We start from the raw sequence: 21,194 nt of genomic DNA on the forward strand, positions 1-21,194 counted from the left end.
CGCAAATGGCCGCTGACCGCCTGCCGCACGAAAAGGGCTTCCATATCAGCTGGGACCAGATCCACCGCGATGCCAGGGCGCTGTCCTGGCGACTGGACGGCAAGGGACCGGGAGAAAGCGGCCAGTGGCGGGCGGTGGTGGCGATCACCCGGGGTGGGCTGGTGCCGGCCATGATCGTGGCGCGCGAGCTCGATATCCGGGTGATCGACACGATCAGCGTCAAAAGCTACAACCACCAGGCCCAGGCCTCTGCCGTGGTGACCAAATCCCCCCAGCCCGAGCTGATGGAAGACGGCGCCGGCATCCTGATCGTCGACGACCTTGTCGACAGCGGCAAGACGCTGGAACTGGTGCGCAAACTCTACCCGAAAGCGCATTTCGCCACGGTCTATGCCAAGCCGCATGGGAAACCCCAGGTCGATACCTATGTGACTGAGGTAAGCCAGGACACCTGGATCTTCTTCCCCTGGGATATGGCGCTGCAATATGTGCAACCCTATCGCGGCACCGACTGACCGAAGGAAGGGGGCGTTCCGCCCCCTCTTGCGCCCTGTGGCGCAATTCACCCCCTGAGAGTATTTGGATCAAGAGGAAATCCGGACCTTCTATTCCTCTTGATCCAAATACTCCCGGGGGGAGGCCCGGAACGGGCCCCGGGGGGCAGGCAGCCCCCCGCTCCACATCAGCCATCGGGCACAGGAGCCAGCCATGTCTCTCCCTCTCAATCCCAATCTGGGCGCCACGGAATTGCCGCCGGTGATGGAGGCGCGGCGCTGGATCCAGGGCAAGATCTTCCCCGCCTACCGTCCGCTGATCAATGTCAGCCAGGCAGCGCCGCTTGAGATCCCGCCCCTTGGCCTGCGCGAGGCAATTGCCGAGGCTGCGCTGCATGATCCGGATGCGCATCTTTATGGGCCGGTGCTGGGCCTGACCACGCTCCGCGAGGAAATCGCCAGCCAGTTCTCGACGGCCTATGGCGGCTCTATCCGCGCCGCACAGGTGGCGATCACCCAAGGGTGCAACCAGGCCTTCTGTGCCACGCTGGCGGCGCTGGCCGGCCCCGGCGATGAGGTGATCCTGCCCGCGCCCTGGTATTTCAACCACAAAATGTGGCTCGATATGAGCGGCGTCACCACCCGCGTCCTGGAAACCGGCCCGACCCTGATCCCCGAGGTCGGGGCCGCCCGCGCGCTGATCGGGCCCAAAACCCGCGCCATCGTGCTGGTCACCCCGAACAATCCCGGCGGCATCGAATATCCGGCAGCCACACTTGCCGCCTTCCGCGATCTGGCCCGCCGCCATGGCATCGCGCTGGTGATTGACGAGACCTATCGCGATTTCGACAGCCGCCATTCGCCGCAAACCGGCGGGCGTCCGCATGATCTGTTCCAGGATTCTGGCTGGGACGAGACGGTGATCCAGCTTTACAGCTTTTCAAAGGCTTACCGCATGACCGGCCACCGGGTCGGCGCGATCCTTGCCTCCACCGCGCTGCTGGCCGAGATCGAGAAGGTGCTCGACACCATCGCCATCTGCCCGAACCAGCTGGGCCAGATCGGCGCCCTTTGGGGGATGCGCAATCTCGGATCCTGGGTCGAGACTGAGCGCCAGGAGATCCTTAAGCGCCGCGAGGCCATAACCCTGGGCTTTGCAGCCCTGCCCGACTGGAGGCTGATGGGGTGCGGGGCCTATTTCGCCTGGGTCGAACACCCGTTCGGCCTCGCCTCGGATGCGCTGTGCAAAAGGCTGGTCGATGATTGCGCCATCCTGATGCTGCCGGGCACCTTCTTCACGCCCGAAGGCTCCGACGCCGGCCGCCGCCAGATCCGCATTGCATTCGCCAATATCGACACCGATGGGATCGCAGAGATGTTCAGCCGGCTGCGGGATTTCCGCCCCTGAGCGCCCCCGACACTGCCCCTCCCCGCGAAAGCGTGACACCCCTGCCCTTGCCCCAAATCCCGCTTGCCCTTAGACAGGCGCAAACGTCCTGACCGGAGCCGCGACATGGCCAAAAGCCCTGATGATCAGCCGAAGAAAAAGAACAAGGGCACCTCGGCCCTGACATGGCTGATGACCGGTATGCTGATCCTGGGGCTTGGCGGCTTTGGCGTCAGCAATTTCGGGGGCACGGTCAATTCCATCGGCTCGGTCGGCAAGATTGATCTGTCGGTGCGCGACTATGCCCAGGCGGTGCGCGACGAGGCGGCAAAGCTGTCGCAGCAGCTGGGCACCCGGATCGCGGTGCAGCAGGCCATCGGCTTCGGCATCGACCGCCAGGCGCTGGCCGGGCTGGTGACGCGGGCGGCGCTGGACAATGCGGCGCTCTCCTTTGGGCTTTCGGTCGGCGATGCCACCGTGGCGCAGGAAGTGATGAAAGAGCGCGCCTTTATCGGAAGTTCGGGTACATTCGACCGCGCGGTCTACCGCGAGGCCCTGTCCCGCGCGGGCTGGCGCGAGGCCGAGTTCGAGGAAAACCTGCGCCGCGATGCTGCGCGGACGCTTCTGTCGGGCGCGGTAACGGGCGGCTTTACCGCGCCCGGGGCCACCACTGATGTGATCTATAAATGGGTGGCCGAGCGGCGCGGCTTCTCGCTGATCCGCCTGACCGAGGCAAGCCTGACCGCGCCGCTGGCCGAGCCCGACGAGGCAGCCGTCAAAGCCTGGTATGATGCAAGGATCGCCGATTTCACCCGTCCCGAATCAAAGCGGATCCGTTATGCGGTGCTGCTGCCCGAGACCATTGCCGTCGGTCTGCCGGTCGAAGAAGAAGATATCAAGGCGATGTATCAGGCGCGGATTTCGGAATTCGTGACGCCGCCGCGCCGGCTGATCGAACGTCTGGTCTATCCCGATGAGGCCGGTCGCGAGGCGGCTCTGGCCCAACTGACCGCCGGCGAGGCCACATTCGAGGATCTGGTCAGCGCGCGCGGCCTGTCCATGGATGCGGTCGATATGGGCGATGTCTCGGAGGCCGCGCTTGGCGAGGCTGGGCCTGTGGTCTTTGCCGGCGCCGAGGGCGCGGTGGTTTCCGCCGACACCTCGCTTGGCCCGGCCTTGTTCCGCATCAATGGGCTGCTGCCCGGCGAAGAGACCACCTATGAAGAGGCGCGTGACGATCTGGCCCAGGAAGTGCGGCTGGAGGTGGCCCGCAAGGAGATCAACCTGAAGATCGACGAGATCGATGACCTGCTTGCCAGCGGCGCCAGCCTTGACGAACTGGCCGGCCAGACCGGCATGGTGCTGGGGCAGATCGACTATGTTGCCAGCGGCCCCGGCGCACAGACCGATGACAAGCTTGAGGGCTACCAGGCCTTCCGCACCGCCGCCAATGCACTGCAACAGGGCGATTTCCCCGAGGCGATCGCCCTTGATGATGGCGGTGTGGTGGCGATGGAATTCGTCGAAATCCTGCCCCCTGCCCCGATCCCGTTTGAAACCGCAAAGCCCGAGGCCCAGGCCGCCTTGCAGCAGGACCGGCTGAAAGCGGCGCTGGATGCACGCGGGCTTGAACTGAAGACCGCCGCCGAAAGCGGCAGCGATTTCGCGACGCTCGGCACCGTCGAGGCCGTGGCCGAGACCTCGCGCGACGGGGCGACGACCGAAAACATCCCCGCCGCCGTGCTGGAGGCCGCTTTCGCGATGAAAGCCGGCGATATCCGTCTGGTCGAGGATGGCAGCTTTATCGGCCTGTTGCGGCTGGACCATGTGACTGCGGCCCCCGAAACCGGCGATGAGGCCGAGGCGCTGAAAGCCGCCATTGCCTCGCAGCTGGAGCAACAGGTCGCCCAGGATGCCTTTACCGCCTTTACCGCCAGCATGGCGGATCAGGCCGGGATGACCATCGACCAGAATGCCATCAACCTTGTGAATTCGGGCCTGCAATGAAACTGGAACCCTCCTTCGACGCCTTTGAGAAAGCCTGGGGAGAGGGGAAAAACCAGCTGATCTGGGCCCGGTTGGCGGCAGATCTGGACACGCCCGTCTCGCTGATGCTCAAGCTGGGGGAGGCGCGCAAGGACACGTTCATGCTGGAATCGGTGACCGGCGGCGAGGTGCGCGGCCGGTATTCGATCATAGGCATGAAGCCCGATCTGATCTGGCGCTGCCGGGGCGAGGCCTCGGAAATCAACCGCTCGGCGCGGTTCGATCCGGATGGGTTCTCGCCGCTGGAAGGCCACCCGCTTGACACGCTGCGGGCGCTGATCGCGGAATGCCATATCGAGATGCCCGAGGATCTGCCGGCGGCCTCGGCGGGGCTGTTCGGCTATCTCGGCTATGACATGATCCGGCTGGTCGAACATCTGCCGGATGTGAATCCCGATCCGCTGGGCCTGCCTGATGCCGTACTGATGCGCCCTTCGGTGGTGGCGGTGCTGGACGGGGTGCGCGGCGAGGTGATCGTGGTGGCGCCGGCCTGGTATGAGAAAGGCGTCACCGCGCGCGCCGCCTATGCCCAGGCGGCCGAGCGGGTGATGGACGCGCTCAGGGATCTGGACCGCGCACCGGCGGTACAGCGCGAGATCGACGGGATGGCGATCTCGGGCGATCTGAGTTCGAATTTCACCCATGAAGGCTATAAGGCGGCGGTGGCAAAGGCGAAGGAGTATATCCGCGCCGGCGATATTTTCCAGGTCGTTCCCTCGCAGCGCTGGACGATGGACTTCCCGCTGCCGCCCTTCGCGCTCTATCGGTCTTTGCGCCGGACCAACCCTTCGCCCTTCATGTTCTTCTTCAATTTCGGCCCCTATCAGGTGGTCGGCGCCAGCCCCGAGATCCTCGTGCGGCTCAGGGATGGCGAGGTGACGATCCGCCCGATTGCCGGGACGCGCAAACGCGGTGCGACGCCCGAAGAGGATACTGCGCTTGAGGCCGATCTGCTGGCCGATCAGAAGGAACTGGCCGAGCATCTGATGCTGCTGGATCTGGGCCGCAATGATGTGGGCCGGGTGGCGAAGATGGGAACCGTACGCCCGACCGAGAAATTCGTGATTGAGCGCTACAGCCACGTCATGCATATCGTCTCGAATGTGGTCGGAGAGATCCGCGAGGGCGAGGACGCATTGTCGGCTTTGCTGGCGGGCCTGCCGGCGGGCACGGTCTCGGGCGCGCCGAAAGTGCGGGCGATGGAGATCATCGACGAGCTGGAGCCGGAAAAGCGCGGCGTCTATGGCGGCGGCTGCGGCTATTTCGCGGCGAGCGGAGAGATGGATTTCTGCATCGCGCTTCGCACGGCGGTGCTGAAGGATGAGAAGCTTTATATCCAGGCCGGGGGCGGTGTGGTTTATGACAGCGATCCTGAGGCCGAATATCAGGAGACGGTGAACAAATCCAATGCGCTTCGACGCGCAGCGCAGGATGCGGGGCTGTTCACCCGACGCGGAAACGGCTGAGATCGCCGCCACGGCCGAGGGGGCGCTGCCCCCTCGCGCGGTACCCGCGCTCTCCCCCGGGATATTTAGGGACAGATGAAATGCAGGCCCTTCAACGATTGTAGCGGATGAAGGGGGTTACTTTGGCGATGCGGTCATAGAGCTGGCGCGCGGTGCTGTTGAAGTCCTGGGTCAGCCAGTACACGCCGGGGGCGCCTTTTTCATCAGCGATGGCGTAGACCGCCTCGATCAGTTTACGGCCGAGGCCGGTGCCACGGCTTTCCGGGGCGACATAGAGATCTTGCAGGTAGCAGACATTTTCGATCTTCCAGCCGTGACGGTGGAAGAGGAAATGCGTCAGCCCCATTGGCTTGCCATCGACCAGGGCGATCAGGCCGGAAAAATCCTGCGGATCATCGCCCAGGAGCCGCGCGAAGCTGGAAGCATAGACCGCCTCGGGCACCGAGGTTTTATAAAAGTCCAGATAGGCGGTCCAGAGACGGCGCCACGCGGCCTCGTCGTCAGAGCGTAGCGGGCGAATTTCGATCTGTGCCATCTGCCGGACCTTTCTGCCTGGGATCTCCAACCCTGTCCTGGGCCTCACGGCAATGGCAGGACCAGTTTTCCCGCAGCGATGGCGCCAGCTTTGCGTGATTCCGCTTGACCCCATGCCTTTGCAAAAGGAATTTTCGATTTGCAAATACGGAGCCCGTCATGGCCACGCAAAAACTCTATGCAGGGGTGAAACTGCGCGAAATTCGCGGCCGCCTTTCGCTGACGCAAAAGGCTTTCGCGGATAAGCTTGGGGTTTCGCTGCCCTATCTGAACCAGATGGAGAACAATCACCGGCCGGTCTCGGCGGCGGTTGTGCTGGCTTTGGCGCAGGAATTCGGTCTGGATGTGACCGAGCTGACCGTGGGCGAAAGCGAGCGGCTGGTTTCCGATATGCGTGAGGCGCTGGCCGATCCGGTCTTTACCGCCTCGAACCCGCCGCTGGCGGATCTGCGGCTGGCGGCCTCGAATGCGCCGGCTTTGGCGCGGGCTTTCCTCGACCTGCACCGCGCTTACCGGCAGAGCCATGAGCGGCTGGCCTCGCTGGACGAGGCTTTGGGGCGCGAGGATGTCGGGCTGAAACCGTCCCCCTGGGAGGAGGTCCGCGATTTCTTCCATTATTGCGACAATTACATCGACGCGGTGGACCGGGCGGCCGAGATCTTTGCCGGCTCGGCGGAGCCGAAGCGCGACGTGGTGCGGCTGGCCCAGGATCTCTTGCGCCAGCGTGGGGTGTCTTTGCATTACGATGACGGCGTGCCGGTCCGGCATTACGACCCCGCGACACGGCGGCTGGTGATCTCGGGCCAGGCCCAGGATGCGACGCAGCGCTTCCAGCTTTTGCACCAGCTGGCGCTTTTGACACAGAACGATCTGCTGGAGGCGACACTGGATCTGGCACGCTTCTCGACCCCCGAGGCGCGCGATATCGCCAAGATCGGGCTGGCGAATTACTTCGCCGGTGCGGCGCTGCTGCCTTACCGCGCGTTTTTGCAGGCCGCCCGCGAAACGCGGCACGATCTGGAGCGGCTGGCGGATATTTTCGGGGCCTCTATCGAACAGGTGGCGCACAGGCTTTCCACCCTGCAACGGCCCGGTGCCAAGGGGATTCCCTTCTTCTTCGTCCGTGTCGATCAGGCCGGCACCATCACCAAGCGCCACTCGGCCACCCGGCTGCAATTTGCCCGTTTCGGGGGCGCCTGCCCCCTGTGGAACGTTCATCAGGCCTTTGAAACACCTGGGAAATTTCTGCGGCAATTCGTCGAGACGCCGGATGGAGTGCGCTATCTGAACCTCGCGCGAGAGGTCTCGAAACCGGCGGGCGCTTTCCTTGCGCCTGTGCGGCGCTATGCGATCGGCCTTGGCTGCGAGATCCAGCATGCGCCCGATCTGGTCTATTCGGATGGCCTGGACCCGCGCGGTCGCTTTGAGCCGATCGGCATTTCCTGCCGCATCTGCGAACGGATGAATTGCCATCAGCGCTCGGTCCCGCCGCTGGAGCGGCGGCTGAAGGTCGATCCGAATACGCGCGATCTGTTGCCTTATGAGATTGCCGACTGAGACGCCGGCCCCGGCCGAGCCTCTCAGCCGCCGTAAAGCGTCAGCTCGGGCAGGCCGGTCAGCGGCAGGCCAAGCGCCTGATAGGCGGAAAGCGACATCAGCGCGCCGCCGCTGCCCGGGCGCAGCTCGACCGCCAGCGACTGACCACCTGGTGCCACCACACGGCCCTGGCCCCTGGTGGTGACCAGCACGCTTTGCACCCAGAGCCCGGTCTCGGCCGGCGGCCCGAGGGCAACAACCGCCTTCCCCAGCTCCCGCTCGCCCGAAACGACCGGTTTGGCCAGTGCGGCAGCCTTTTCGACATCCGAGGTCTTGTCCAGCGAGGCAGCGCTATGGCCGCTGGCACCAAGCGCCGTGGTCGACACCGCCGGGGCAAATTCGGTCGCCATGGCAGGCCCGGCCTCTGTCGGCGCCTCGCCGCGCTTTCCGAGCCCCTCGAAAACGGAACAGCCCGACAGGGCAAGCGACAGCGGCAAAAGGACAAGGATGCGGTTCATCATAGGACCGAGAATAGGCCGGTCTCTCCAGGCCTGCAACTCCCCGATTGATGGCCGATTGATGCCCGATTGATGCTTGTGGCAATGGCCCGCCGCCCCTATTTTGGGCAAATGAACAACACGGCCCCGCTTATCGACCCTTTCGCGCGCGCCATCCGCTATCTGCGGGTCTCGGTGACGGATCGCTGTGACTTCCGCTGCACCTATTGCATGGCGGAACATATGACCTTTCTGCCCAAGGCCGAGCTGTTGTCGCTGGAGGAGCTGGACCGGCTCTGCTCGACCTTCATCGGGCTGGGGGTGACGAAGCTGCGGGTGACGGGCGGCGAGCCGCTGGTCAGGCGCGGGATTATGACCTTCTTCGAACAGATGGCCCGGCATCTGCAATCGGGCGCGCTGGAAGAACTGACGCTGACAACCAATGGCAGCCAGCTCGCCCGCTATGCGACAGCGCTGGCAGAGCTGGGGGTCAGGCGGATCAATGTCTCGCTGGATACGCTGGAGCCCGCGAAATTCGCCGCGATCACCCGCTGGGGCCGGCTGGCCCAGGTGCTTGACGGCATATCCGCCGCCAAAGCTGCGGGGATGCGGGTCAAGATCAACACCGTCGCACTGAAGGGCTTCAACGAGGACGAGCTTTTCCCGCTGATCGACTGGTGCGCCCGCGAGGGCCATGACATCACCTTTATCGAGGTGATGCCGATGGGCGAGATGGGCGAGGAGAGCCGGCTCGACCAGTATTGGAGCCTGCGCGATCTGCGCGCGCGGCTGGCACAGCGCTTTACCCTGACCGATCTGCCAGAGCGCAGCGGTGGCCCCGCGCGCTATATCCGCCTGGCCGAGACCGGGCAGAAGATCGGCTTCATCACGCCGCTCACGCATAATTTCTGCGAAAGCTGCAACCGGGTGCGGCTGACCTGCACGGGCGAGCTGTATATGTGCCTTGGACAGGAGGATATGGCCGATCTGCGCGCGCCGTTGCGGCTGCATCCGGATGATTCGGCGCCGCTGGAGGCCGCGATCCGCGACGCCATTGCACGAAAGCCGAAAGGGCATGATTTCGATTACGGTCGCCAGCTTGCCGGCACAGCGCCCAATGCCGGCGCGCAGGGTCTGATTCGCGGTCAGATGAGCCGACACATGAGCCATACCGGCGGCTGACCCCCTCCCCCCAAACGAAATTCCCCCGCCCGGCAGCACGAGGGAGAGCTGCCGGGCGGGGGAAAGTCTGAGGCGGATTACCCCCGCCATTCAGGACTTTTGGTCAGTCATTTGGTATCGCGGAGTGCGTTCGCAGTACTGAGGTCACTTGGTAAGGATAAGCTTGCCCTGGCGCGTGATGCGCAAAGTATAGACCTGACCATCCAGCACGATCTTGGCCAGCGAACCGCCATCGGTCAGCACCCGCGCCTCATGCACCGGGGTCGCATCGTTTTGCAGCCATGGAGTCAGAGCGGTATCGGTATGTGCGTTCATTTCACGGCCCCCACGCGTTCGATCAGAGCTTCCAGTGCAGCTGAAGGGGCCGTTCCGGCCGCCGCCTGACGCAGCAGTTCCACCAAAGGAAGCCGGTCGCCCGTTGCAGGTCGGGTCATGGTCTTCTCCATCGCCTGTAAGAGAATTTCTGGCTGTGCTCCGGAGAGCCTGGCTGAGCTGCGTCTATTCCTGACTGATTTACTTTGTCATGTCAAGCAATGATGCCTGCCGGGTTCATCAATATGTTGCCGGTTGTAGCTGTTGTAGCGGGACAGCGGAACTTGCACTGAATGACAACCAAAGTTGCACCATGCGAGTCTCGTAAAATCAGTGAGTTTGAAGTGATGCGTGGGATCTCCGGTCACCGTCACCGTGCCGGAGTTTCGGGGTTTGGAGGATGTGACGCATCTCCCTCTTGTCCCCCTATCCCACGCCCCGCCCTCTTAGCACAAAGCGTTCCAGCGGAAAACATCTCTCTCTGGCGCCCTGCCCGCCCCGGTTAAACGCTCCCTTAAAGCCCGGCTTAAACGGTGGCCAACTCGGCCTTCAGATAGCGCCACGCTCGGCCGTCGAAGGATCGCAGATCGTCCCAGACAGGAGCCGGAGCCAGGGACGCGTCTGCCATCCGCGCCACGAGAGCGGATGCGGCGAAACTGTTTCGCTCGACATGGCACACAGTTCGATATCCGGGCTCTGCGATATGCAGGCCGAGATCGAGGCCTCCGACGCCGGCGCAAAGGCTGATGCCGCGAAGGTCTTCATGTCTTCCGGTGGAACAAAGAGCCACACGAGAGATCCTTTCCATCGCGATCGGGCCGCTGCGGGTGTGGGCTCTCGGGCCTCAGATGGTTGAAGGCGCGGCAGCGCGGGCATTTGATCTGCACCGCGCCGGTGAACGCGCCTGCCGTCATTTTGAACAGCAGGCGCTGGCATCCGCAACAGCGGACTTCCGTCCAGACCGTCACAGGCTGCCGCCCCGGATCAGCAGCTCTGGCGCCTTTGGTCGATCACCTTTACCGGCGATGGAATAGGTGGTGTCGACCTCCTCGATCCGCGCCCAGGCAAAGAGCTCGCGGATCTCGGGCACGTCATTGATCGAGAGCAGAAAGCCGCCTTTGATGCCCCTTAAAACCCCGGCCAGACGCTCGAAATCCGCCCTGGTGAAGAGGGCTTTGCCATAGTCGCCCTCGCTGCCCCAATAGGGCGGATCGAGATAGAAGAAGGTGCCGGTGCCGTCATAGCGGTGGATGAACTCGCCGAAGTCGAGGCATTCGATGACGACGCCTGCAAGGCGGGTGTGCAGATCCTCCAGCATCGGCTCCAGCGTGGTCAGATTGAACCGTGCGCCGCGATCTGCCTGTACGCCAAAGTTCCGACCCGAAACCTTGCCGCCGAAGGCCGTGCGCTGGAGATAAAGGAATCGACCGGCGCGTTCGAGATCGGTCAGGGTGTCGGCCCGCGTGTCGACCAGCCGGTTGAACTCAGCCCGGGTGGTGAGCTGGAACTTCAGCGTGTCCAGAAACTGCGGGTAATGGCGCTGAAGGATGCGGAATAGGTTGGCGACGTCGCGGCCATAATCGTTGATCACCTCTGCGCGCGGACGTGATGTCCGCCGCAGGAAGATGCCGCCCATGCCGACGAAAGGCTCGGCATATGTGGTGCAGGGGATGGTGTCGAGGATGGCGCAGATCCGCTTTGCCAGATTGCGCTTGCCGCCGATCCAGGGTGCAACAGGTCTGACCGGATCGACGGGAATCAGTGACTCTCTCATTTGCATGTGGTCCAAGGATGCCGCCCTCGCGAGGGTGGAGCGGCCATAAGCTTTTGCTGGTCGGCGGGGTGTCGTAGCTGGTGTCCCCGTGTCAGAGGGGGTTGCCTCCCCCTCTGGCCTCCCTTGAGGCCCTGCCGCCGGCCGGGGCCGGCAGCAGTCAGTTCAGATGCTTTCGATCCGGGTCAGGCCCAGCTCTGCCAGCGCGGCGGGCACGTCATCACCAATAACGGCGGCGATCTGGCCGGGGGCCGCTGGCCCGCCGATGCGGATCAGCGCCTGGGCACGAGCGGCGGCGGCCATGTCGGCGCCCCATTCGGGGGCGGTCAGAGGCGAGACCGCCGCCTCTGGAAACACCGGCGAGACCGGGCCGGAGGCGACCGCGTAGCGATTGCCGGCAGCGTCCTGCCAGATCGCAGCGCCATAAGTCTGATCGTCAGCCTCGCTGTAGCCAATCACCCGGGCCAGCTGGTTTGCGTCCTGGATCAGGGCGGCGGGGCAAGCGATGGTGATGCGGATCTGATCAGGCATAGATAGCCCGCCAACAGGCGCGGATCCCGGCTCAGAAGGCAGCCGGGGCGAAACGGATGATCAGCCGTTCGAAATCCGCCCGCGCAAAGAGATCCTTGCCGCAATCGCCTTCGGATCGGGGATCAGGCAATTCAGGGGAGTGCCATGCGGCTCAGTCGTCGGGCAGCAGTACATCAACAAATCGACGGAAGCCGAAACGATCCTGAGGGTCGTGTCAGGATCATCTGTAATACAGAGCGGCACCGCCATACCGTGCCCAGGTGGGTCAACATTCTGACCTGAAGAGAAAAATACCCGTCATAGCCACCAGATATACGCCCGGAGGCATCCACCGGAACCAGAGGCGCGGCTGCCGCCCTCTTTCCCCGCGCCGCGGCTTCTGGCATAAGCAGCGGCGCAATTCCTGCAAGCCAGCGAGGCCACATCCATGCATGATATCCGCATGATCCGCGAAAACCCTGCCGCTTTCGATACGGCGCTCTCCCGTCGCGGGCTGGCTGCGCTGTCGCCCTCGCTGCTGGCACTTGATGAGGCGCGGCGCGCAAAGATCCTCGCGGCTGAAACCGCTCAGGCCGAGCAGAACCGCGCCAGCAAAGACGTGGGTGCCGCCAAGGCGCGTGGCGATGATGCCGGGTTCGAACGGTTGCGCGCTCTGGTGGCCGAGAAAAAGGCCGAAATCGCCCGCCTGACCGCCGAGGCCGATGCCGAGGACAAGGCCCTGCGCGATCAGCTTGCCACCATCCCGAACCTGCCACTTGACGAGGTGCCCGAGGGCGCCGACGAGGCTGACAATGTCGAGATCCGCCGCTGGGGCGAGCCAAAGAGCTTTGCCTTCGCCCCGGTCGAGCATTTCGACATTGCCGGTGTGAAACCCGGCATGGATTTTGCCACAGCCGCCAAGCTTTCGGGCTCGCGTTTCGTGGTGCTGAAGGGCGCGGTGATCAGGCTCCACCGGGCTCTGGCACAGTTTATGATCGACACCCATGTCGAAGAGCATGGCCTCACCGAAGTCTGGACCCCGGTTCTGGTGAAGTCCGAGGCCATGTTCGGCACCAACCAGCTGCCGAAATTCGCCGAGGACAGCTATGAGACCACCAATGGCTGGTGGCTGATTCCGACCTCCGAGGTCACGCTGACCAATTCCGCAGCAGGCGAGATCATGGATGAGGCAGCGCTGCCGCAGCGGATGACCGCGCATACGCAATGCTTCCGCTCGGAGGCTGGTTCGGCGGGCAAGGACACCACCGGCATGCTGCGCCAGCACCAGTTCGAGAAGGTCGAGATGGTGACGCTTTGCACGCCGGAAACTGCGCTGACGGAACATGAGCGCATGACAGCCCAGGCAGAGACGATCCTGCAAAAGCTGGGCCTGGCCTATCGCACCGTGGTGCTTTGCACCGGAGATATGGGCTTTGGCGCGCAGAAAACGCATGACATCGAGGTCTGGCTGCCGGGTCAGAACCGCTACCGCGAAATCTCTTCGGTCTCGACCTGCGGTCAGTTCCAGGCGCGGCGAATGAATGCGCGCTATCGCCCGTCTGAAGGCGGCAAACCCGATTTCATCGCGACGCTGAACGGTTCGGGCCTTGCCGTCGGGCGCTGTCTGATCGCGGTTCTGGAAAACGGACAGCAGGAAGACGGTTCGGTCGAGATCCCGGCGGTGCTGCATCGCTATCTCGGCGGCAAGACCCGCATCGGCGCCGATGGAACGCTCGCCTGAAAAAAACAGGGGCCCTGACAGGCCCCTTGCCTCCGGCGGGGATATTTAAGGACAGATGAAAAGCCCTTTCAGCTGTCTCTAAATATCCCGGGGGTGAGCGGCAAAGCCGCGAGGGGGCTGGCCCCCTCTCTTACTTCCTGACCTGCTTTCCCTGGTGTTTCCTCAGCCGCGACGGCGTATGGAATTTCTTCTCACGGAACGGATTCTGATCGCCCTGGCCGCGCAGGAACAGCCGGATCGGCGTGCCCGGCATGTCAAAGTGATCCCGCAACCCGTTGATCAGATAGCGCTTATAGCTCTCCGGCACATCATCGGGACGCGAGCATTTGATCACGAAACCCGGCGGGCGCGTCTTGGCCTGGGTGATGTAGCGCATCTTGATCCGGTGACCGCCCGGCGCGGGCGGCGGGTGGGCCTCGGTCATCGCCGACAGCCAGGAGTTCAGCCGCGCCGTCGCCACCCTTCGGTTCCAGACCGCATGCGCCCGCAGGATCGCGTCATGCAGCCGGTCCATACCGCGCCCGGTCTTGCCCGAGATGGTCACCAGCGGCGCGCCGCGCAGCTGCGGCAGCAGGCGCTCGAACATCTCTTTCAGCTCGGCCAGCTTGTCCTGGCGTTCGGTCTCCAGATCCCATTTGTTGATCGCAACCACAACCGCCCGGCCCTCTGTCTCGGCGAAATCGGCGATGCGCAGGTCCTGGGTCTCGAACGGGATCTCATTATCCAGCAGCACGACGACCACCTCGGCAAAGCGCACCGCCCTGAGCCCGTCGGACACCGAGAGCTTTTCCAGCTTCTCGACCACCCGTGCCTTTTTGCGCATGCCCGCCGTGTCCCAGATCCGGATCGGCGTTCCCATCCAGTCCGCCTTGATCGAGATCGCATCGCGGGTGATCCCGGCCTCGGGCCCGGTCAGCATCCGGTCCTCGCCGAGGATCTTGTTCACCAGCGTTGATTTGCCGGCATTCGGGCGACCGATCACCGCAATCTGCAAGGGTTTCGCAACCGAGGGCCGCCAGCTCTCATCGGCGCCCTCATCCTCGCTGTCGAATTCGCTGTCTTCCGGCAGGTCGAGATCGGTTTCCGGGGTGATCTCGGCTTCCCGCTCGGCAAATTCTGCCTCGAAGGGGCGCAGGATGTGGTAGAGATCGTCCATCCCCTCGCCATGCTCGGCCGACATCCGGACGGGCTCGCCGAGGCCAAGCGAATATGCCTCAAGCGCTCCGGCATCGCCGGCCTTCCCTTCGGCCTTGTTCACACCAAGGATCACACGGGCGTTTTTCTTACGCAGGATCTCGGCAAAGGTCTCGTCGGTCGCCGTCACCCCTGCCCGCCCGTCGATCACGAAAAGGCAGACATCCGCCATCTCGACCGCGCGTTCGGTCAGGCGCCGCATCCTTCCCTGCAGGCTGTCATCGGTGACCTCCTCCAGCCCCGCCGTGTCGATCACGGTGAAGCGCAGATCGAACAGTTTCGCATCGCCCTCGCGCAGATCGCGCGTCACGCCGGGCTGGTCATCGACCAGCGCCAGCTTGCGGCCCACCAGCCGGTTGAACAGAGTGGATTTACCGACATTGGGCCGGCCGACTATGGCGAGGGTGAAGCTCATCTGGATCTCCTGAAGCTCGCCCAGTTACACGGGAAAGCCCTCAGCGGAAAGCCAGAACTTGCCCGTTATTCGAGACGACATACAGTGTGCCGCCCGCGACCGCCGGCTGGGTGGCGGCGCCGCCCGGGATTTCCACGCTGGCGACGAGGCTGCCATCGGTCGGCGAAAAGCCCCGCAGCACCCCGTCGGAGGAAGCGACCCAAATCCGGCCACCAGCCAGAACCGGGCCGTAATGCGCGGTGATCGCTTTGTGTTTCCTGACCTTTTCGGCGGTAAAATAGGGCAGAGAGACCGCCCAGATCACCTCGCCCGTGGCGGCATCCAGCCGGGCCAGCCGCGCCTCGTCGGATACAAGGAAGACCGAACCGCCCGCAATCGCCATCGGCCCGAGCGCGCCTTCCTCGGCATCCCAGATCCGCTCGCCCGAGGCGGCATCCATCGCCACGGTGCGACCGGCGCCGGTGCCGGTAAAGATCGTGCCGCCCACCAGGGCCGCATCGCCGGTCACATCCTGCGCTTCGCCATAGGCGATGCCCGGGCGGCGCCCCGCGATGGATTTCTGCCAGATCTTTGTGCCGCCGCCGATCCGCATCACCGCCAGCAGGTCACCCGCGCCCGAGGGGAAGATCACCGAACGATCCGAAACCGTCGGTGCAGCCGCGCCCATATAGCCCGCAGTGCCGGGGGTGCCGATCACCTGCCACTGCACCTTGCCATCCGCCGCATTCAGCGCCCAGGCCAAGCCGTCGCGCCCGGCGACATAGACGACACCATCCGCCACCGCCGGCGCGCCATGGACCGGGCTGTCCACCCGCTGACGCCAGAGCATCTGGCCCGAGGCCGCATCCATCGCGATCACTTCGCCATAAGCGGTCGAGGCATAGACCTTGCCGCCCTCTGCCGCGAGACCGCCGCCCGAAACGCGGCCGCCGCGATCCGTCGCCGGCGTCAGATCGGCCTGCCACAAAAGCGTGCCGCTGGTCGACACCGCCGAGGCAACCATGGCCGCATCAATGGTGAAGACGCGCCCCCCCGCCACCACCGGCGCCGCCGCGATGCGGTGACGGCGCGAAGAGCCCTCGCCGATCGAGGTGGCAAAGGCAAGCTGCGGATTGGCGCGCAAGGCCGCATGAGGGGCGTCATGGCGGGCATTGCCACCGCGCTGCGCCCATTCGGCGTTGTTTTGCTGGCCCGGCAGGCTGATCGGTACTGACCGCGCCACCGCGCCGGCATCGCGCGAAGCCGAGCCTTCCAGCACCTCGCGCACATCGACCCGCTCGCCCGGCAGGATCAGCTCGCGCTCTCCGCAGGCGCTCAGCACCGCCAGCCCCGCCACCGCGCCCATCAGCCAGCCGATCCGCCGTTTCATGCTCACGCTCTGCCCCATCATTCCAGTTGCTCTGGCCGCTGGCCGGGTTCAGCACCGGCCGGCAGCAGATATTCCTTGCCGCTTATTCGCTGCCAGGCGCTGTGGCGCCGCTTTCGGTCGCGCCGCTTCCCGCTTCCTCGGCCGGGGTCGCATCATTGACCACCTCGGCCGGCTCACCGCCCAGCACAGTGACGATCTGTTCGGCCCGGGCGCGCAGGGCCTGGCTTGCCTCCTGATCGGTGGCAAGGCTGTTCAGTGCCGTGATGGCTGCGGGCACATCGCCCTCTTCGATCGACAGCCAGGCCAGCTGTTCAGCCGCCAACAGGCGATAGGGCCGACGCTGGCCCGCAATCGCCTCAAGCGCACTGCGACGCTCGGCCAGCGGCTGCTCTGCCCCGGCCACGATCACCCGGCGCAGGATCGCCAGATCGCGCCAGGCCGGGTCCAGCTTTGCATCCGCAATCACCTTGTCCAGCGCGGCCAGCGTCGCCGCCTTGTCCTCCTTCGGGTCCGAGGCCTCGATCATATCCCGGATCACCGCCTGAGAGCCGGTGGCGGGAATCGCCGCCAGCGCCTCGCGCCGCGCCTCGGGAGAGCCGGTATCCAGCGCCTCAAGCAGCGCATCGCCAAAGCCCTCGGCCCGCGCCGCATCGCGCGCTTTTGACCATTGTTGCCAGCCCGAACCGGCCACGATCACCAGGATCAGCACGCCGCCGATCCAGCCCCAGCGGCGGAAAGCTTTGGTCAGCTTTTCGCGCCGCAGCTCATCGGTGACCTCATCAATGAAGCTGTTGGTGTCGCTCACTTGCTCCGGGCCTTCCTGCCATCAATCCTTGTTCCGCCACGTCTTACAGGGATTCCGGCAATCTTGCCAAGTCCTGCCCGGGCTTTTAGGCCCCTATCCGCCCCCGGACTGCCCCCGGACTGTCCTCTGACATCCCCCCGGTTGCCGCGCGCCACCCTTTATGCGGCCCGGTTCAGGGCGCCTTACCCCCGCCCGTGCGCACCCCCTTCAGCCGTTCCTCATAGATCGCGATCCAGCCATGGAACGGCCCTTCCGGCATCCGCCCCTCTGCCTCCAGCCCTTTCAGCAGCGCCACCGACTCGGTCAGGAAAAGCGAGCCGTCGCGGTAATAATGGCTGGCGCGGTAGAGGCTGAGCGCGAGATCGGTCACATTATAGGGGTTTTCCGGCTCGACCCCGGCGATCCAGCGCATGATCGCCAGCGCCTGTTCCTCATGGGTACGCCCATTCTCGAAATCCTGCAGGAAGAAACAGGCATCCGACAGAAACCGCAGCGCATAGGCGAGGTTGCGCTGGTCAGAGACCGAGGCAGGTTGCTGGCCGGTGATCCATTTCCTGAGCGCAACCGCCGCCTCGTAATCCTGTTTCGCGGTGGCGAAATCCTCCTGCGCCATCAGCACCCGGCCGGCATTTTCCAGCGACAGTGCGTAATCCCGGGCTGCGATCACATTCCAGGGATCGGCCGAAGAGGCGGCAAAGGCATAGCCCGAGGTTTCGCGGTAAGCCACCAGCGCCCCCGCCAGATCGCCCGAGGCCTCCAGCGCCTCGCCCAGCCGGTTGGCCGCGAACATCCGGTCGATCAGCAGATTGGGATCCGCCGGGCGCAGCCCGGCCACCCGGTCCATAGTCTCGACCGACTGGCGTGCGAGTTCAATCGCGCGGGGACTATCCTGCAGTTTCAGCAGCACCGCGACCTGGATATTCAGCCCGATGCTCAGCTCGCGCAGCTGCGTCGGATCCACCGGCGCGTCTTTGGGAAGGGCAGCCAGCACCGCCACGCGGATCTCGCGCCCCTCCTCCAGCAAGGGCAGCGCCGCCGCAGGCTCTCCGCCCCGCGCCATCGCATCGCCCAGCGAGACCAGGGTATAGGCCACATCCAGCCGGTAAAGCTGCACCCCCGGCGCCGTCCCGACCAGCCAGCGGCGGATTTCCAGCGACCGGCCGAACAGCTCGCGCGCGGTGGTGACATCGCCCAGCTGGTCATAGATCCGGGCCAGTTTTTCCAGCGAAATGGTCAGATCGCGCTGCGGCGGCAGGTTTTGCGGGTCGATATCCACCACAGCCTGGCGCAGCGCCAGCGCCTCATTCGCCGCAGCCAGCGCCTCATCCGCCACGCCTTCGCTCAGATAGAGATCACCGATCCGTTCATAGGAAACCGACAGATCGCGCAGCCATATCGCATTTTGCGGATCCAGATCGACCAGTTCGCGCCTGAGCCCGAGCGCATGCTGCCAGTTCATCAGTGCCGAGCCGCTGTCGCCCATCGCGAGATAGACATCGCCCATCCGCGACACCGTCACCGCGCTGTCGCGTTTCAGCACCACATTGCCCGGATCCCTGGATTGCTGTTCGTCGCGGATCTTTTGCGACTCCATCAGCACGGCCAAGGCCGAATCATATTGCAGCTCGCTCATCAGCATTTCGCCCAGCCGTTCATAGCCAACCGCCAGATCCAGCTGATAGGTCGGCACCGCAGGATATCTGTTGGCGATATCCTGGCTGATCTCCAGCGACACGTCATAGGCTTCACGCGCCCGTTCGAAATCGCCCATGGCAGACCAGACATCGCCCAGTTTCTCATGCGTGAAAGAGATATCCCGCGCATGAGTGACGCTGTCGGGTGCCTGGTCATAAAGCGCCAGCCCGATTTCCAGCGCCTCGTTATGCGCCGCCAGCGCGCCCTGGTAATCCGCCAGCGTCAGCCTGATCGAGCCACGGCTGTTCAGGATCACCTCACGTTCGCGCAAAAGATCACTGTCCTCGGGCCAGGCGGCGATAAGGGCGGCGGTCAGTTCATCGGCACGGGCGTAATCGGCATCGGCATCGGCAAGAAACCCTTTCTGCACCTTGATCTCGCCCGCTCCTTTCAGCGCCCACATCAATTGCCGGCGCCAGCCGATATCTTCCGGCTCGGCCCGGGTCAGACTGTCCAGGTAGTCGACCTGGGTAAGCGTGACGCTCAGCGCGGACGAACTGTTGCCGGCCACCAGGTAAAGCCAGGCCAGATCGCTCAGCGCCAGCGCATAGGCCTCTTTCGCCTCGCGGTCGGGCAGATCGGCGCGGACCCGGTTGTAAAGCTCGGTCGCCTGGGTCAGGTCGCTGATCGCCAGATCATAGCGCAGGCTGGCACGGGCGGCATTGGCGTTCAGCACATGGGTCGCGGCCTGCGACAGGGTGCGCGCCACCATATTGTCGCGCAGCGAGGATTCGGATTTTGCGTCGATCTCGGTCGCTTCGGCCATCAGCGCACGGCCCGCATCCGACGCGCCCAGTGCGAATTGCTCTTCGGCTTTCGCCCGGAGGTCTGTGACACGCGGATCATCCGATGCCAGTTTCAGCAGATCGGATTCGAAAGTGGCATAGGCCCGGGCGGCCTCTTCCAGCTTGACGCGGCGATCATCGACCGAAAGCTTTTCCAGATCGCCCGTCAGCACCGCACGGTAAAGCGGCGCCAGCGGCATGTCGTTTTGCTCGGCCACCGTCTCGACCTCTCCACGCAATTCGGGCGAATAGCGCTCCATCGCGACAAGGAGAAGTTCGCGCTCGGGCAATTCGCCCTCGCCCGAAAGATAGATCAGGCGCGGCAACCCGCTTTCGATATAGGGCATCTGGCGGCCGCGCGTGCGGTCATAGACATCTTGCTGCACAATGGTCAGCGAGAGGCGCAATTCGGTGCCTTCACGGCCGAAATTGCGCAAAAGCGCCTCGGTGAAAGGCGAGTTTTTGCCATTGCCGTCAGCGGCGGTCGCACCGGGTGCGGCGGCAAAGGCGATCAGCGCCCCCTCCGCCCGCCCGATCCGGCCCAGCGCCCCCACCGTTTTTGGCGCATCGGCACCGTCTTCGGCCAGCGCCACCGCCCCGCGCCCATCCGGATCCGAAGCACCCAAACCCGCAAACGGGTCATTGCGGCAGGCATCCAGCAGGAAAATCGCATTGGGCGAAATGGCGGCCAGGGTCTCCTGCACCTCGGAAAACGGCAGCGATGTGGCCGCCAGCCCCTCGGCGCTTCTGGCCTCCGCATCGACCGGCAGCAGGTAATTCACCCCGTCAATCGCCACCCCATGGCCGGCATAGAAGACCAGTGCCAGATCGGCGCCTTCGCCATCGACGCGGAAATCCTCAAGCGCGCGGCGCATGCGCCTGAGATCGCGGTCGGTCTCGGTCCAGACCTCAAAGCCCAGGCTTTTAAGCAAATCCTCGATGGCACGGGCATCATTGACCGGGTTCGCGAGCGGACGCAGATGCCGGTATTCCTGCGCGGCCAACACCAAAGCAACGCGCCTTTCGGCCAGCGCCGGTGCGGCGAGGCCGAAAAACATCAAAAGGACAAAGACAAAGCGGCGCAGCATCTGGGTAATCCGGGATTGCCGTCAGTCTCGCCCTGCAAGGGGTCCGGGTCAAAGGGAAAATCCGCGCTGCGGGCTGCGGGATTCCTGACCGGGCAAGAAGATCGGCCTTCCCCCCTCGTGGCCTTGCCGCATTCCGGGGATGATCCGCAACGAAAAACAACCGGAGGATAACCAGGTTCGGAGGCTGGATTGCCCGATACCAGGGGCAGTAGCGCGGGGCAGAGTACCGAGGCCACGGGATCAGGGGAGCGAAGGGCTGATCCTCCGGCTTTTGCAGCGGCAGCCCCGGTCTGGGACTATGGCCATAAGATCGCCGCACCCCGCGCCTGTCAGAGCCGTTGGCGGGTCGGCGATCCGGTTCTGCGCC

General features: G+C 64.4%; 18 protein-coding genes. 7 read left to right on the plus strand and 11 right to left on the minus strand.

The features are described from left to right. The first annotated feature begins 5 nt into the window (after nucleotides 1-5). The 4 genes from gpt (at nucleotide 6) to trpE (ending at nucleotide 5,393) form a co-directional block, all read left to right on the plus strand. The gene (gene gpt, locus DRF71_RS07130; protein WP_112309735.1) at nucleotides 6-515 is read left to right on the plus strand and encodes a xanthine phosphoribosyltransferase; all 510 of its coding nucleotides are present in this window, start codon (nucleotides 6-8) and stop codon (nucleotides 513-515) included. 193 nt (nucleotides 516-708) lie between these two features. Continuing rightward, nucleotides 709-1,902 carry an aminotransferase gene (locus DRF71_RS07135; protein WP_112309736.1) on the plus strand — a complete coding sequence of 398 codons (1,194 nt, stop codon included), beginning with the start codon at nucleotides 709-711 and terminating at the stop codon, nucleotides 1,900-1,902. Between the two features lie 105 nt (nucleotides 1,903-2,007). Further along, the gene (locus DRF71_RS07140) at nucleotides 2,008-3,888 is read left to right on the plus strand and encodes a peptidyl-prolyl cis-trans isomerase (RefSeq protein ID WP_112309737.1); all 1,881 of its coding nucleotides are present in this window, start codon (nucleotides 2,008-2,010) and stop codon (nucleotides 3,886-3,888) included. Further along, nucleotides 3,885-5,393: an anthranilate synthase component I gene (gene trpE / locus DRF71_RS07145; protein WP_112309738.1), complete on the plus strand. Its 1,509-nt coding sequence runs from the start codon at nucleotides 3,885-3,887 to the stop codon at nucleotides 5,391-5,393. The genes DRF71_RS07140 and trpE overlap by 4 nt, the downstream gene beginning before the upstream one ends. A 91-nt stretch (nucleotides 5,394-5,484) precedes the next feature. On the opposite strand, the gene DRF71_RS07150 is transcribed toward trpE, so the two are convergent. Further along, the gene (locus DRF71_RS07150) at nucleotides 5,485-5,928 is read right to left on the minus strand and encodes a GNAT family N-acetyltransferase (protein ID WP_112309739.1); all 444 of its coding nucleotides are present in this window, start codon (nucleotides 5,926-5,928) and stop codon (nucleotides 5,485-5,487) included. Between the two features lie 158 nt (nucleotides 5,929-6,086). Between DRF71_RS07150 and DRF71_RS07155 the strand changes: the two genes are divergently transcribed. Next, nucleotides 6,087-7,484: a helix-turn-helix domain-containing protein gene (locus DRF71_RS07155; protein ID WP_112309740.1), complete on the plus strand. Its 1,398-nt coding sequence runs from the start codon at nucleotides 6,087-6,089 to the stop codon at nucleotides 7,482-7,484. Between the two features lie 23 nt (nucleotides 7,485-7,507). On the opposite strand, the gene DRF71_RS07160 is transcribed toward DRF71_RS07155, so the two are convergent. Beyond that, a complete protein-coding gene (locus DRF71_RS07160; protein WP_157970970.1) occupies nucleotides 7,508-7,981 on the minus strand; it encodes a hypothetical protein in 474 nt (157 codons plus the stop codon). Between the two features lie 111 nt (nucleotides 7,982-8,092). Between DRF71_RS07160 and moaA the strand changes: the two genes are divergently transcribed. Continuing rightward, nucleotides 8,093-9,142, plus strand: a complete 1,050-nt coding sequence (moaA, locus tag DRF71_RS07165) for a GTP 3',8-cyclase MoaA (protein ID WP_112310059.1) — start codon at nucleotides 8,093-8,095, stop codon at nucleotides 9,140-9,142. A gap of 144 nt (nucleotides 9,143-9,286) precedes the next feature. Here moaA and DRF71_RS07170 read toward each other — a convergent pair whose 3' ends face one another. The 5 genes from DRF71_RS07170 to DRF71_RS07190 form a co-directional block, all read right to left on the minus strand. Next, a complete protein-coding gene (locus DRF71_RS07170; RefSeq protein ID WP_112309742.1) occupies nucleotides 9,287-9,457 on the minus strand; it encodes a hemin uptake protein HemP in 171 nt (56 codons plus the stop codon). Continuing rightward, on the minus strand, nucleotides 9,454-9,576 hold the full coding sequence (locus tag DRF71_RS29005) for a hypothetical protein (protein ID WP_269814340.1): 123 nt from the start codon (nucleotides 9,574-9,576) through the stop codon (nucleotides 9,454-9,456). The genes DRF71_RS07170 and DRF71_RS29005 overlap by 4 nt, the downstream gene beginning before the upstream one ends. A gap of 639 nt (nucleotides 9,577-10,215) precedes the next feature. Continuing rightward, nucleotides 10,216-10,422, minus strand: a complete 207-nt coding sequence (locus tag DRF71_RS29375) for a Com family DNA-binding transcriptional regulator (protein ID WP_112309743.1) — start codon at nucleotides 10,420-10,422, stop codon at nucleotides 10,216-10,218. Beyond that, entirely contained in the window at nucleotides 10,419-11,228 is an 810-nt protein-coding gene (locus tag DRF71_RS07185) for a DNA adenine methylase (protein ID WP_112309744.1), read from the minus strand. Before DRF71_RS07185 ends, DRF71_RS29375 begins: the two co-directional genes overlap by 4 nt. A 162-nt stretch (nucleotides 11,229-11,390) precedes the next feature. Next, on the minus strand, nucleotides 11,391-11,756 hold the full coding sequence (locus DRF71_RS07190; RefSeq protein WP_112309745.1) for a hypothetical protein: 366 nt from the start codon (nucleotides 11,754-11,756) through the stop codon (nucleotides 11,391-11,393). 427 nt (nucleotides 11,757-12,183) lie between these two features. Between DRF71_RS07190 and serS the strand changes: the two genes are divergently transcribed. Further along, nucleotides 12,184-13,476, plus strand: a complete 1,293-nt coding sequence (gene serS, locus DRF71_RS07195) for a serine--tRNA ligase (RefSeq protein WP_112309746.1) — start codon at nucleotides 12,184-12,186, stop codon at nucleotides 13,474-13,476. 130 nt (nucleotides 13,477-13,606) lie between these two features. Here the strand turns inward: serS and der are convergent, their stop codons facing one another. From der to DRF71_RS07215, 4 genes are all read right to left on the minus strand, one after another. Beyond that, the gene (der, locus tag DRF71_RS07200) at nucleotides 13,607-15,085 is read right to left on the minus strand and encodes a ribosome biogenesis GTPase Der (protein ID WP_112309747.1); all 1,479 of its coding nucleotides are present in this window, start codon (nucleotides 15,083-15,085) and stop codon (nucleotides 13,607-13,609) included. Between the two features lie 40 nt (nucleotides 15,086-15,125). Next, entirely contained in the window at nucleotides 15,126-16,454 is a 1,329-nt protein-coding gene (locus tag DRF71_RS07205; RefSeq protein ID WP_112309748.1) for an outer membrane protein assembly factor BamB family protein, read from the minus strand. A gap of 82 nt (nucleotides 16,455-16,536) precedes the next feature. Then, on the minus strand, nucleotides 16,537-17,259 hold the full coding sequence (locus DRF71_RS07210) for a hypothetical protein (RefSeq protein WP_232831341.1): 723 nt from the start codon (nucleotides 17,257-17,259) through the stop codon (nucleotides 16,537-16,539). Nucleotides 17,260-17,431: 172 nt separating this feature from the next. Beyond that, nucleotides 17,432-20,827, minus strand: a complete 3,396-nt coding sequence (locus tag DRF71_RS07215) for a caspase family protein (protein ID WP_112309749.1) — start codon at nucleotides 20,825-20,827, stop codon at nucleotides 17,432-17,434. Nucleotides 20,828-21,194 lie beyond the last annotated feature (367 nt).

The sequence above is a fragment of the Pseudogemmobacter bohemicus genome (assembly GCF_003290025.1).
GTDB classification, from domain to species: domain Bacteria; phylum Pseudomonadota; class Alphaproteobacteria; order Rhodobacterales; family Rhodobacteraceae; genus Pseudogemmobacter; species Pseudogemmobacter bohemicus.

What these genes read in the sequence shown, in the direction of transcription:
- gpt (WP_112309735.1), top strand. Translation starts at nt 6, where the DNA reads ATGGCCGCTGACCGCCTGCCGCACGAAAAGGGCTTCCATATCAGCTGG.
- DRF71_RS07135 (WP_112309736.1), top strand. Translation starts at nt 709, where the DNA reads ATGTCTCTCCCTCTCAATCCCAATCTGGGCGCCACGGAATTGCCGCCG.
- DRF71_RS07140 (WP_112309737.1), top strand. Translation starts at nt 2,008, where the DNA reads ATGGCCAAAAGCCCTGATGATCAGCCGAAGAAAAAGAACAAGGGCACC.
- trpE (WP_112309738.1), top strand. Translation starts at nt 3,885, where the DNA reads ATGAAACTGGAACCCTCCTTCGACGCCTTTGAGAAAGCCTGGGGAGAG.
- DRF71_RS07150 (WP_112309739.1), bottom strand. Translation starts at nt 5,928, where the DNA reads ATGGCACAGATCGAAATTCGCCCGCTACGCTCTGACGACGAGGCCGCG.
- DRF71_RS07155 (WP_112309740.1), top strand. Translation starts at nt 6,087, where the DNA reads ATGGCCACGCAAAAACTCTATGCAGGGGTGAAACTGCGCGAAATTCGC.
- DRF71_RS07160 (WP_157970970.1), bottom strand. Translation starts at nt 7,981, where the DNA reads ATGAACCGCATCCTTGTCCTTTTGCCGCTGTCGCTTGCCCTGTCGGGC.
- moaA (WP_112310059.1), top strand. Translation starts at nt 8,093, where the DNA reads ATGAACAACACGGCCCCGCTTATCGACCCTTTCGCGCGCGCCATCCGC.
- DRF71_RS07170 (WP_112309742.1), bottom strand. Translation starts at nt 9,457, where the DNA reads ATGAACGCACATACCGATACCGCTCTGACTCCATGGCTGCAAAACGAT.
- DRF71_RS29005 (WP_269814340.1), bottom strand. Translation starts at nt 9,576, where the DNA reads ATGACCCGACCTGCAACGGGCGACCGGCTTCCTTTGGTGGAACTGCTG.
- DRF71_RS07185 (WP_112309744.1), bottom strand. Translation starts at nt 11,228, where the DNA reads ATGAGAGAGTCACTGATTCCCGTCGATCCGGTCAGACCTGTTGCACCC.
- DRF71_RS07190 (WP_112309745.1), bottom strand. Translation starts at nt 11,756, where the DNA reads ATGCCTGATCAGATCCGCATCACCATCGCTTGCCCCGCCGCCCTGATC.
- serS (WP_112309746.1), top strand. Translation starts at nt 12,184, where the DNA reads ATGCATGATATCCGCATGATCCGCGAAAACCCTGCCGCTTTCGATACG.
- der (WP_112309747.1), bottom strand. Translation starts at nt 15,085, where the DNA reads ATGAGCTTCACCCTCGCCATAGTCGGCCGGCCCAATGTCGGTAAATCC.
- DRF71_RS07205 (WP_112309748.1), bottom strand. Translation starts at nt 16,454, where the DNA reads ATGAAACGGCGGATCGGCTGGCTGATGGGCGCGGTGGCGGGGCTGGCG.
- DRF71_RS07215 (WP_112309749.1), bottom strand. Translation starts at nt 20,827, where the DNA reads ATGCTGCGCCGCTTTGTCTTTGTCCTTTTGATGTTTTTCGGCCTCGCC.